The sequence below is a fragment of the Arthrobacter sp. DualSoilB13 genome (assembly GCF_055389195.1).
In genome coordinates this window covers 2,169,489-2,181,731 of the sequence record NZ_AP035865.1, presented here as the reverse complement: position 1 = coordinate 2,181,731, position 12,243 = coordinate 2,169,489, and the positions used below count along the sequence as shown (strand labels likewise).

Genomic DNA, 12,243 nt, shown 5'->3' with positions numbered 1-12,243 from the left:
CGGGAGTTGGTTCAGATCCGTGCTGCCATGATGCGGGCGCTCTTGGAGACGTCGTAGGATTCGCCAAGAGTTATCCGCGCCCGCTGTCCCATGGCTGCAGAGCGCGAGGGGTTGTGGAGGGTGTGCAGTATTGCTGCTGCCAGGGATGCGGGATTACCGGGATCGACCAAGGTGCCGGACTGTCCGGTAGCTATCAGGTCCGGGACGCCCCCGGCTGATGTGGCTACCACGGGAACCTCCATGGCCATGGCCTCCATGATGGCCACACCCAGTGGTTCCTGGTGGCTGGCCAAGGTGAAGATGTGTGCTCTTTGAAGTTCTTCCTTGACCCTGTGCTCCGGAACGGCACCGAGGAGCGTTACCCGCTGTGTGAGATCGAGTTCCTTGATGAGGTTTTCCATGGCTTGCCTGTAGCCCTTTCCTCCGATTTCGTCCTCGCCTGCGATGGTCAACTCGACGTCTATTCCGGTGTCTGTGATCAGACGGACCGCTGTGAGGAGTTCCTCGTGACCTTTGCTGGGGTTGAGCCGGGCACAGCAGAACAGCCGTGCAGGTCCTGCACCGTCCCACGGGACGTAAGGTGCGGTGCGTGTGAAGGCGGCCAGTTCCACCCCCATGGGGGCGACACTGACGTCCGCAGGCATGACGTCCTCAAGTTGCTGCAGGGTTTCACTCAGTAGCCGTTCGGTGATGACGAGGGAGAATTTGGCGTTGAGCCATTTCTGGTGCTGGTTTGGGCCGTAGTCGCTGAGGGGGCCATGGAGCGTCAGGCTGTAGGTGATGCCGGTGATCATATGGGCGAACAGGGCTACCTGGGCGGCGTGGGCGCAGGAATGGACATGTATGTGCTGCCACCCTCTGGTGCGCGCGTGCCGGGCCAGGGCGGCTCCTGCCCAGAGCAGTCCTGCCGTTTGCAGAACGTCGCGGGTCTGAGCCGGGGTCAGTGCGGGCTGCCGGTGGATGCCGGACGCTGCTACCAGCGTGTCAAGGTGGCGGAGTCCGGCCAAGGCCGTCTTGGCTGTGCCGCCGATGCCGGACAGGCCCGGTGGGACCAGGTAATGAATCTTAGGTAGTTGGTCCTGTGCCCAGGGAGGCACGGTCCCGGGCTGCTGTGGACGGCGGGTGGAAACTGGCTCCGGCTGGTGCCCGAGGTCGGTCAGTGCTTTGAGTTCACGCCAGAAGAAGCTGTGCGTCTGACCTGGGAATTCCGGCACCAGGTAACCAAATCTGGTCATTGCTGCATCGTCCCCAACCGTTAGCGGCTGTTGGTTGGTTGAACAGATGGTGTGGTGGTGGTTCTTCTATCTTCGTGGGGTTCAAGTGGGTGGATTGCCACCAGGGGCTCCGAAATCGGCAGAGCCTTGTCGTCGAAGGTTGGGTCCTTACCCGGCAGTACTAGCGTCGGGTTGCTTTCGGAGATCTTACGCAAGCTGCGCTTGCGGGGATCGTTTTTTGATTTACTCTCCCGATTCCTGGTGGTCTCCACCGCGCGCGCCAGCGAGACTGCGCCAAGTGTGAGAACCAGACCGGCAACCACCACGACGATGACGGACCTCAACCTGCTGGAGAACTGTTCTGTGGCTTTCTCTGGTGAAGCTACGACCAGTGCCGTGAACAGGTATCTATCAGAGGCGCCGTTGATCGCTTGGATGGTCCTTAGGTCTTGCTCCAGGCGCTCCCCCAGCGCCTTGGCGGTGCTGATTGCCTGGGCCTTGTCATCTGAGATTCCGGAGATGTCGATGAGGAAGGCGTCCGAGGGCCGTTCTACCTTGTAGTCCGTGCTGAGCCCTTGTTCTGCAAGGAAATCGCCCGTAGCAACATCGTTCAGACGGGTCACAGCTACCTGGGCTACGAGGGAAGTGTCGGCAGAGCGCAGGTAGGGGTTGTCAGTGTTGAGCAAGCCCAGGGCAGGATCCTTTTCGATCTGTTCCGCCGTTGGTACCTGTGGGGCGACTATGGCGTAGGTGGTGCGGGCTTCGTATGTTCTGGGGGCGTAGGAAAACATGTAGACCGCCGCCACCGCCGTCAGCAACAGGACGGGGAGTACGAAGATTTTGTAACGCCACAGGGTTTTGATGACGGCTACGGGGTCCATGATCTCTCCTTGGGGAGTAGTTTCTTCGTGTTAAGCGGCGGCCGCGTTCGGCCCTCTGTTGCAGCAGGATCTTTTTGATGTTCGAGCTCCCGCCGCACCATGTTCCACGTTCCTCCGGACAGCCCGACGATGAAGGGATAGGCGAGCGCGAAGACCGGGAATGACATGGAGTCGAACGTCAGGGAGCAGATGGCGGCAACGATTCCGGCAGCGGCGACGGCGCCCGCGAAGCATCGCAATGCGGGAAGGCGGGAAGCACGGGCGGCGAGGAGGGCGGATATGCCTGGGAACGTCAGGTAGGCGATCATGCCCACCAGACCCACCAGACCGATGGTGACTGTTGCGTTCAGATATTGGTTGTCGAGGATGTGTATGGCGTTGGTTGGCATGTAGTTTCCCGGACCTACGCCGAAGAACGGATGTTCATCCACCATTGCCGCCACCCGGGGGTAGTTGTTGGTTCGCGTGGTAATGGACGGGTCGCTTTCTCCCGCTGTCAACGATGCTCCCAGAGTGCCCACCAGGCCAGGGACGCCGAGAAACAGGACGGCTACGATCACGGGGGCCGCAACGAAAGCCCAACGCCTGGCAACCCGGGGCAGGAAAGGCAGGAAAACAGCCATACCGGCCAGCAGGCCGAGGATCCCTGAGCGCGAGACTGTTGAGGCGATGGCGAAAACCAAGAGTGCTGTGATGGTCCAATGCACCCATTTCCGGCCTTTTTGATCGTACAGGCTCCGCCATATGGACAGCGGAAGAAGCATTGCGCAGACAACGGCCATCTCGATTGAATGGAAGGTGCTCCCCGAGACACGCATCAACGACCCACGTATCTGGAATGTTGTGTTTCCCCCGTTGTTGGTGAACCCGGGCATCGCCATTTGCAGGAACTGCATGGGATCAACGCGGAAGAAGAATTGAACAGCCGCCACGAGACAGCAAAATGCCGCACCAGCCAACAGGGCCCGCGTCAAGGCCATGGCTGTGTTCAGCGTCCTTACGGCTTCCGCAGTCACCAGAATGATTCCTGCACTGGCCAGCAGGAGGATCAGCCATCTGTCAGCTGCAGCGCGTGCAGGGCTTTCGCTTCCTCCCGTGTAGCCGGAGTACATGGCCGCATAGGAGGCACATGTTCCCACCCAGAGGAGAACCAAGCCCATGCGGCCGGGATGGCGGGTGTCCAGGGGGTTGGTCAGGCCAAAAAGGACAGAGCACAGCCAAACCGCCAGAAGAAGCAACGCAATCATCAGCGGCAACGTCCCTACAGCTCCCAGCGGTTTGAGCACCATATTGGAGGGAAAGAAGAAGATGGCGAAAGCGGCAAATTTAATCAACAACGGCACGTGTGCGCGGGGGGATAGTCCGCTGACGTTGAGATCATCCAGCCCCGCGGGCGCCGGCGCGGGCTGGAGATTCATGCGATTCCTGGAGATCCTCATAACAACCCCGGACTTCCGGGCTCGTTGGCGCAGGCCAATTCAATAACCCTGGCAAAGTTCTCCCGTGACACTGACCAGTCCAGACGCCCCCGTTGCGCAATGGCCGCCGCGCGTGCGGCTATGTTGGGGGCTTCCACTGCTTGTGCAAGAGCCTCGGCCATCCGGCCGGGGGTTGCCGGAGCCCACACGACGTCGGGGTCCCTCATCACCTGTTCCGAGAACGTCGATTCATTGATGACGGGAACATTGCCGGCAGCCATCAACTCTTCGGGGACAAGGGAGATGTTGGTGTAGGAGATCGCAAGTCCGGCGATGGTGCGGTTGTACAGTCTGTTCAATTCGGCAGGGCTTAGATTGCCGTGGTTGTTCACAGGGATGGACCATCCTGTGATCCTGTCCCCGTATACGTGGATCTCCTGCTCCGGGTGCAAGGAGTGGAACTGCTCCAAGGCCAGCTTGGCCAGGAGGTACCCGCGTCGATCCACAGCACGCTTCGCGTAATAGACCACCCCCTGGCGGGGCGCCTGACGTTCTCCGGCGTCCAACAGTCGGTACGTTGCGGTGTCACAGGCGAAGGGCACCGTCGCGGCGGGTTCCTGGCCTATTTCCGCTTTCATGACGGGGGTGATCATTTCTCCGAGGGCGATGTTGGTGAACCCCAGGCGATAACTGTTCTCAGCGAGCCAATACAACGTTCCCCGGGGGTAGAAGTAGGGCTCGTAGTCCTGGATGAAGTAGAAACCATGCACGTCCGGTCCCCGACGGGTCGCGGCCGCATATGCGGTTGGCCACGAACTTGCGACCACCGCGTCCAAACCGTCGAAACCTTCGGCAACACTTCTGATGCCGGCATCAACGTCCGGCCAGTATTGCCGGATGACGGAGGCGTGACGGGAAACGTCGTCGCTGTTTCGATCGTAGAGATACAGTGTGCAGCGGTGGCCGCGGTCAGCCAGGCCCTGGACCATGCGGAAGAAAGTGGTGTGTCCGCCCGAGCCAGGTCCCGGAGGCGTGCACACCCACCCGACGTCAAGGCTGCCCGTTCTGGGACGTGGCTTGTCCACAGTGCCTCGCCTTGCCGCCTCCATAATGTCTTCAGGACGAAGGGGTAGCACAGGCTCATCCAATGCCAGGTTTTCAAGGGCTTTGGCGGCTGTCCTTTGCAGCACCTTCTTAGTGACCGAACGCCAGCCATGCTCTCTGGCGTGGGTAAGAACGCGGCGGTAAATGCTTCTCACTGGAGATCACCCCGTTCGGACCCGAGCGAGGAGTCAAGGTACGACCGCAGCGCACGCCGGCGCACGTCCAGCGGTATCCCGGCCTTGGCGGAGAGCATCACCACATTCTTGTTTTGGGTTGCCCCGCTGAGGAGGCGTTCGATTTCTGCCTGGCTCAGGGGTACCTCGGCGGTGTGGACAATCCCCAGCATTTCGCTGACGGCCGGGACCGTTCCGCCGGAGACTTCATCTACGTAGAGGCCATACAACATCATTTCGGAAAAATGCAGTTGTGCTCCCACTGCTGTGGGCCAGTCCCTACCCGTGACATTTTGGATGTGCTGAAGCATGTTTCTCACTACGGCGGGCTCCCATAGGCACGGCCAGCAAATGTAGTCCGCCAAGTCGGAGGCCGGTGGGGGCGCAAGGCCGAGGAGCCGGCGTGCCGTTACATGCCAGAGTCTGTGCCCTGGAAGGGTGTGATCAACGGCACCGGGAGCGCGGTACAGAGTCACTCGACCGTCCTTGCGGAATGTATCGAGGGTTGTCTCGCGTATAATGATGCTGTCGGAGTCCAGAAGCAACGCCCCGTCAACATTGAGCCTCGCAACTACGGCCAGTTTGATGATCTGTTGGACGATCCAGCCGCGGATCGGCGGCCAGGGGCGGGCGGAATTGATCCATACATTGACTCCCGGGAGCCTGGTGAAAGACCGCGGAAGAAATTCCCGGGCACCGTGCACCTCTGTCCTGGGCCCGCCAAGGCCGGCGAAAGCATGGAGGTCATGATCCGGCACGATGATGTGGTGAGTGACGCCGGGCGCAGTCATCTCAAGGACGGATCGGTTCAGGTCCGAGCACAACTCCCGGTCAGGCAAATAGCTCGGGGTAACCACTGCCAGATCTGCACCTGGAACCGGGCCTGGACCCATGATCGGCAGGTTCGGAATCATGGCCGACCCTCCATCGCTGGCGTGTTCCCGGGCAGGGGTTGGCCTTTACGGAGCAGGCCACGCACTGTCCGCAGGAGTACTTTGCCCTGCCGGAACGTCAGCAGGGCATAAGCGGATCCGCCCAAGCAGCATCCCAACACGAGTGCCATCACAGGGTCCGTGATGCTGAACGTGGCGATCCGGGCCAAGAATCCCGCAACCATCGCCGCCGCAAGAGGGGCAATACTTCCACGCAACAACTCCCCGGCGCGGACGCCCAGCACTGACGCAAGAACCATGACGTACATAGGTATGACAATCAGGCAGGCAACAGCCGCGTGGGCCACGCCGGCACCGGCAATCCCCCACCACCGGATACTGAAATACAGCGCGGGTGTGAGGGCAACAAGCCACACCACCTGGACCCAAAAGAGCCATACAGTCCTCCCTGCACCCACGCTCAAGTCGGCAAAGAGTTCCACAAGAATCCGTGCGGCCCCAAAAACGCCGAGGGTCGCCAGCGCGATGCCTGCAGGCGCCCACGTTTGTCCGTAGGCTGTGACCATCAGCGGCTCTGCAAGTGCGATGATCATCGCCGAGATAGGGAACGCGCAATACGAGACCCCCGCAACAAACCGCCCCGCCAATTCCCCAAGGGTGCCCTCGGCGAACAGCCTGCCGAAAGTGGGCACCGCGGTGGCACGGATGACTGCCGTGATCACCGAGCTCGGAAGACCGGCCAAATTGAAGGCCAACAGATAAAGACCCAGGGCGGCCGGGTCCAACATTCGGCCAATGAGGAGGTAATCCATGTTGAGGGTCACAAACACCACCAGGTTGGCCATGGCCAACGGCATGCCCAGGCGCAGGACCTCCTTGGCCACCGCGCGGTCAAAGCCGGGGGCATACCTCCTTGGCGTGATGACCCAATACCCAACCATGGCGAAGAACTGGCCGCCCACCCTGGACCAGGCCAGCGCCATGGCCCCCCACCCATCCAGCGCCATGGGAACAACGAGCACCAGCACTACCGCCACACTGCCAACGTCAACGACAACCCGCGGCTTCTGCAGGAACTCACGCCACACCATGGTGGACGGAACAGCACCAATACCTTGGAACAGGATGGTCAAAGAGAGTACCTGGATCACTGGAGTCGCCGCGGGGTCGTCAAAAGCTGCAGCCAAAGCAGGAGCCAGGAGCACGGCTCCGGCAGTCATCACTGCGCTGGTCACCAAAGAAATGGAGAAAACAGTTGGTCCGATCCTGTCCGGATCCCCGTTGCCCCTGGCCAACGCCGCTGTAGCACCCAGCTCTGCCATGTTCGTGGCGATGGTTTGCACCACAATAGCCACGGCCAGGGCACCGAAATGCTCGGGCGCAATCATCCGGGCCACGATGATGGTGGTGGCGAATTGGACGATCCTGCCGAGGGCCATGTTGACCCCGCCCCACAGCGTGGCGCTCGCGGACCGGGCGCCCAGAGTGCGGTCCGCACCGCTACCGGTCGTCATGAAATTCCTGTCATGGCCCACAAACGCCAGCGGATGCGCTCAAGCTGGCTCCGGACAAACTCGGCAGCACTCGTTGCCGGCCGTGGCCGACCGCCACGTGAGACACGTGTGATCCTGGCCTGAAGCGCGTTCGCCCTATGGACATTCCCCGGGACATCCTGCAGACACTCAATGAACTTACGCAACTCAATGGCAGTTTCCAGCGAGCCGCCACGGATGACTTCCCTTGCCCCCAAATGCGAGGCTTCCTTGCTGAGCGCACCCTTGGCCCGCCGCAACTGGCGAACCCGCTTTTCTGACGTAATCGGAAAACGGACATCTTCAAGAACCCGGAAGGCCTCAAGCCGATGCTGGAGGTCCACCGCCGCCGCAGCGAACTCCGTTTGGTGCATGTTGTTCCCATGAACCCGGTAGAAAGCCTGCACCGGCCCGTTGACCCGCCCAACATCCCAGGAAGCAGCCGCACGCAACCAATACTCCAAGTCCCCCGAATGTGGCAGCGAGGCACTGTAAGCGCCAACACTCAACACCGTCTCGGTCCGCATTACCACCTCGGGGGACAGAATGAAGTTCCGTCCGCGGGCACACGCAAGTGCGAGCCACCGGCTACCCTCCCACACCGTCCACGTGGTGCGCCCATGCAAGGCAACAGGCGGGGTCTGATCAACGAAGTCCTTCGGCAACCCATAAACCATCCCCACGTTCGGGTTGGCCTCCATCAAAGCCACAGCACGCCCCAGTGCACCGGGAGCGATCACATCATCGGCCGAAAGCAGCGTCACGTAACGGCCCCGGGCCCTGGAAAGTCCGTCGTTGTAAGTGGCAATATGCCCTTGGTTCTGCCCATGATGGACCACCGAAACCCGGGGATCCGCTGCGGCAAGCCCCCACGCGATCGCTGCGCTGCCATCCGTGGACGCGTCATCGACCACGATGACGTCCACTTCCACCATCTCCTGCGACAACGCACTATTGACAGCCTCCGGCAGATACCGCCCGTAGTTGTAGCAGGGAATCACCACCGTCACCGTCGGCCGGTTCACCAGGGGCCTGGGCCGCATCACTTTCACTTCACGCCCTCCAACTCAGGAGAATTACCCCGCCGAATCACCCGGGCCGGCACACCCGCCCAGGTTTCATCCTCAGGAACATCGGCAAGGACAGCGGCACCCATGCCGATGGTCGCTTTCGCCCCAATGCTCAGGCGCTCGCGGACACTGGCGTTCATTCCGAGGTATGCCGCCCTGCCGATGTGGACGTTTCCTCCGAGCGAGACGCCGGAGGCCAACGTGGCATAGTCGCCGATCACGTCGTCGTGGGTGAAGGTAACCCCCGGCATGGCAACAACATGGTTGCCGATGGTCACGGACGCCGTCATGCTCACGTGGGCGAGGATGATGCTTCCCCGGCCAATCACGCAGCCCTCGGGAACATGCACCGACGGATCTATCGCCGTGGCATAGCGGTCTTCAGCCAAGCCCAAAGCACGGAGCCTCAGCACGACGCTTTCCCGGCCGCTCCCCGTTCCAATGCAAATCAGCAGCAATGCGTGGGGGTAATTCATAGCCTCACGGATCGGACCGAGCACGTGGGCGCCGTCCACGACGCGGCCCAGCTTGTCCTCGTCGTCGTCCAGGATCCCTACGACGTCGAACGGCCCGCTGCTGCGGACCATGGCAAGCACCTCCCGGGCGAGGCCGCTTGCAGCAATGAGAAGTAGCTCGCTCATGGCTGTCCCGCCGCGCGCAGTACGGAGTCGATGACCCTAACTTGGTCGTGCAGTGCAAGTTCGTGGTAAAGCGGGAGGATCAGGGTGTGGTCGGACAACCATTCAGTGACTCCCAGTTCAGCGGCACCTGTATCGGCGCCTGCATAGGCAGGTTGCCGGTGCGCGGCCATGATCCCGCGACGGGCAGATATCCCGTCCGAGGCCAAATGTGCCATCAGAACCTCGCGTCCGACGGGGAAGGCCGGGCCCACCTCAAGCCAGCACGACTGGAAGTTGCTCATGCCGTACTCCGGATCGCTCACCAGGCGGAGACCTTCCACGCCGGCAAAGGCTTGGGCGTAGGTCGCTGCGAGTTCGCGGCGACGCCGGACAACCGCTTCGAGGCGGCTGAGTTGGACGATTCCGACGGCGGCCTGAAGATCGGTCATGCGGTAGTTGAACCCGATTTCGAGGTACTCCTCCGGGGCGGCGAGGAGGCTGGCGTGCCGGTCGGCGGCGGAAACGCTCATTGCATGTTCACGAAGTCGCCGTGCCCTGTCACCGAAGTCCTGGCGCGCAGTGGTGAGCATGCCGCCCTCTCCGGTGGTGAGGATTTTCCGCGGGTGGAATGACCACGCTGACAGCTCCGCGGTGGAACCCACCGGTTGTCCGCGGTAGAGGGAGCCGATGGCGCACGCCGCGTCCTCCACCACAATGATTCCGAGAGGATCGCAGAGTGCCCGGATGGGTTCCAAGTCAACCGGGACTCCGCCCTGGTCAACGGCTATGACCGCTTTGGTGGCAGGAGTCAGTGCAGCTTTGATGGTCGCAGCGGTGACGCAGCCTGTATGAAGATCGACATCGGCAAAAACCGGCCTGGCGCCGACGTATGCAGCAGCATTGGCGGTAGCAATGAAGGAGAAGGACGGCACCACAACGTCGTCACCGGCTCCTACGCCGGCAACAACAAGGGCCAGGTGCAGTGCGGAGGTACAACTCGAGGTTGCGATGGCGAATCCGGCATGCTGGCCAGCTGCAAAAGCGTCCTCGAATTCCCGCACCTTGGGGCCTTGGGCTACCCAGCCGGAGGCGACGACTTCAGCAAGCGCCTGCGCCTCTGCCTCGCCCAGCCATGGCTTCATGACATCAATACGGCCCAGCTGGGTTTCGGAGATAGTCATCGCACACCCACTGCCGGAGCCGTGGGGCGGGCTACCGCGCGGCCTGCGGCGATCTCTTCCCGCAGCGGACGCCACCAGGAGACCAGCGAGCGCAGCCCGTCTTCCAACGCTATGGCGGCCTCGAAGCCCAGGTCCTCGCGTGCTGCCGTGACGTCTGCGAGGCGTCTGGCAACTCCGTTGACAGCCCGTTCCGGGCCGTGTTCCACATCAAGGGGTGAGTCCATGACTTTGAGCAGCGTTTGAGCCAGTTCCGCCAGGCTGGTTTCGGTACCGCTGGCTACGTTGTAGACGCCTTCGCGTACTTCGCTGAGGGCGGCGAGGACATTGGCTCTGGCAACGTCCTCGGTATGGATGAAGTCCATGGTTTGGTCTCCGCTGCCGAAAATCACAGGGGGCAGGCCATCGACTATTCGCTCCATCCAGCGAACCAGGACTTCGGTGTAGAGGCCGTGGACGTCCATGCGGGGCCCGTAGACGTTGAAGTACCTCAGGAGGACGTAGTTCAGGCCTGACATGGCGCGGAAACTCCGGGCCATTCCTTCGTTGAAGGACTTTGCCGCGCCGTAGAAGGTGTCGTTGTTGTGATGATGGTGGGTTTCCTTGGTGGGAAATGCCTCGGCCATGCCGTAAACGGAGGCACTTGATGCTGAGATCAGTTTGTCCACTTTGTGTGTTGCAGCAGCCTCGTAGACGTTGAAGGTCCCGTCCACCAGGACTTCCAAAGCAAGCCGTGGTTCTTCCGCGCATTGGGTGATGCGGATGGCCGCTTGATGGAAGAGGAGGTCCTTGCCCCGGGTGAGATCGTGGACGAGGTCGCGGTCGCGCAGGTCTCCTTCGATCAGCTGCACCCTGCCAGTGGCGAGGGCGTCGCCGAGGTTTGCACGGCGGCCGCGGACGAGGTTGTCGAGCACGTCGACGTGCGCCGCGCCGGCGTCGAGCAGCTGGTCAACCAGCGTCGATCCGATGGTCCCGGCGCCTCCGGTAACCAGCACGTGTGCTCCTGGAAGCTCTTTCACCGTACAACCTGGAGGGAGACTTCATTCCCGGCGACAATGGTTGATTGTCCGTCAGTGCTCAAGCTTCGGGTGACGGCTTCGAGCACAGACAGGACGCGGAGCCCGGATTCACCGCTGGTCCGTGGTGTTGTCCGGTTGCGGATGGAGGAGGCAAGTTCGCTTACTACTTGGCCCAGGGGTTCCCGTTCCTGCAGGGCCGGGGACCATGTGTCCCCCAGCCGGTAGGAAATAGCTGAGGTTCGTTTGTCTGCGGCAGACCTGGGTTGGTGCTCCAGGCTGACCCCGCGGTCGTAGACGCTGAGGCGCTGCTGGGGGTTGAGGTCGTCCCACACAAGGGTCCTCTTTGACCCTCCGATGATCATTTGCCGGATTTTGGTGGGACTGAGCCAGTTCACGTGGATATGGACCATGGCGTCGTTGGGCAGACCGAAGGTCAGGTGTCCAACGCAGTCCCTGCCGGTTCCCAGCGGATCCGCGCCGTGGGCGGAAATCTCCGTGGGATGCAGCCCGCCGGGCAGGACGAAGTCCAGGATGGACAGGTCATGCGGTGCCAGGTCCCAGAAAACGTTGACATCCGGTTGGACGAGGCCGAGGTTGATGCGGACGGAGTCGACATACAGGATGTCGCCCAAGGCGCCACTGGCCACCAGCTCCTGGATCTTGAGGACCGCTGGAGTGAAGCAGTAGGTGTGGTCTGCCATGAGGACCAATCCCCGCGCCTTTGCCTCTTCCACCATTTCCAGGCCCTTGGTGCGGCTGTCGGCAAGTGGCTTCTCCACCAGGACGTGTTTGCCTGCGCGAAGGGCTGTCATCACCACTCCATGATGGGTATGCGCGGGAGTCGCTACGGCTACGGCATCCAGATTGTAGGTATCCAACAGCTCGTCCAGGGATTCGACGACGGCCACCCCGCCCACCGTCTCCGCGAGCTTGAGGCCCCGCTCGACGTCGAGGTCGCAGATGGCAACGAGATCCCAGTCCGGGCTGGCTTTGAGGTTCCGGGCAAGATTGGGGCCCCAGTACCCTGCCCCGACCACAGCGATGCGGAGCCTGGGCAACAGCCCGTGGCCGTTCAATTGTCCTGATGGAATGGTTCGTATGGTCATTTCCCACTCTGCTTCTGTGTTGACAGCGCGATTCG

11 protein-coding genes are annotated in these 12,243 nt (G+C 61.7%); all 11 read right to left on the bottom strand.

From position 1 onward, the window contains the following. Positions 1-11: 11 nt before the first annotated feature. Positions 12-1,235: an exopolysaccharide biosynthesis GT4 family glycosyltransferase EpsE gene (gene epsE / locus ACZ5J0_RS09960; protein WP_166840709.1), complete on the bottom strand. Its 1,224-nt coding sequence runs from the start codon at positions 1,233-1,235 to the stop codon at positions 12-14. 20 nt (positions 1,236-1,255) lie between these two features. Beyond that, positions 1,256-2,095: a YveK family protein gene (locus tag ACZ5J0_RS09955; RefSeq protein WP_223940336.1), complete on the bottom strand. Its 840-nt coding sequence runs from the start codon at positions 2,093-2,095 to the stop codon at positions 1,256-1,258. Then, positions 2,083-3,513: an O-antigen ligase family protein gene (locus tag ACZ5J0_RS09950; RefSeq protein ID WP_464093048.1), complete on the bottom strand. Its 1,431-nt coding sequence runs from the start codon at positions 3,511-3,513 to the stop codon at positions 2,083-2,085. Before ACZ5J0_RS09950 ends, ACZ5J0_RS09955 begins: the two co-directional genes overlap by 13 nt. 17 nt (positions 3,514-3,530) lie before the next feature. Further along, entirely contained in the window at positions 3,531-4,598 is a 1,068-nt protein-coding gene (locus tag ACZ5J0_RS09945) for a rhamnosyltransferase WsaF family glycosyltransferase (protein WP_464097193.1), read from the bottom strand. A 170-nt stretch (positions 4,599-4,768) separates the two neighbouring features. After that, the gene (locus tag ACZ5J0_RS09940) at positions 4,769-5,704 is read right to left on the bottom strand and encodes a DUF6492 family protein (protein ID WP_464093046.1); all 936 of its coding nucleotides are present in this window, start codon (positions 5,702-5,704) and stop codon (positions 4,769-4,771) included. Then, positions 5,701-7,197, bottom strand: coding sequence for an oligosaccharide flippase family protein (locus ACZ5J0_RS09935; protein ID WP_464093045.1), 1,497 nt, complete (start codon positions 7,195-7,197; stop codon positions 5,701-5,703). Before ACZ5J0_RS09935 ends, ACZ5J0_RS09940 begins: the two co-directional genes overlap by 4 nt. Next, positions 7,194-8,258: a glycosyltransferase family 2 protein gene (locus ACZ5J0_RS09930; RefSeq protein WP_464093044.1), complete on the bottom strand. Its 1,065-nt coding sequence runs from the start codon at positions 8,256-8,258 to the stop codon at positions 7,194-7,196. Before ACZ5J0_RS09930 ends, ACZ5J0_RS09935 begins: the two co-directional genes overlap by 4 nt. A 5-nt stretch (positions 8,259-8,263) precedes the next feature. Next, positions 8,264-8,926 (bottom strand): acetyltransferase, encoded by a 663-nt coding sequence (locus tag ACZ5J0_RS09925; protein ID WP_142939182.1) that lies wholly within the window; start codon positions 8,924-8,926, stop codon positions 8,264-8,266. Further along, positions 8,923-10,086: a DegT/DnrJ/EryC1/StrS family aminotransferase gene (locus tag ACZ5J0_RS09920; RefSeq protein WP_142939183.1), complete on the bottom strand. Its 1,164-nt coding sequence runs from the start codon at positions 10,084-10,086 to the stop codon at positions 8,923-8,925. Before ACZ5J0_RS09920 ends, ACZ5J0_RS09925 begins: the two co-directional genes overlap by 4 nt. Beyond that, positions 10,083-11,102: an NAD-dependent epimerase/dehydratase family protein gene (locus tag ACZ5J0_RS09915; RefSeq protein ID WP_250820210.1), complete on the bottom strand. Its 1,020-nt coding sequence runs from the start codon at positions 11,100-11,102 to the stop codon at positions 10,083-10,085. Before ACZ5J0_RS09915 ends, ACZ5J0_RS09920 begins: the two co-directional genes overlap by 4 nt. Further along, positions 11,099-12,208 (bottom strand): Gfo/Idh/MocA family protein, encoded by a 1,110-nt coding sequence (locus tag ACZ5J0_RS09910; RefSeq protein WP_223940328.1) that lies wholly within the window; start codon positions 12,206-12,208, stop codon positions 11,099-11,101. Before ACZ5J0_RS09910 ends, ACZ5J0_RS09915 begins: the two co-directional genes overlap by 4 nt. Between the last annotated feature and the right edge of the window lie 35 nt (positions 12,209-12,243).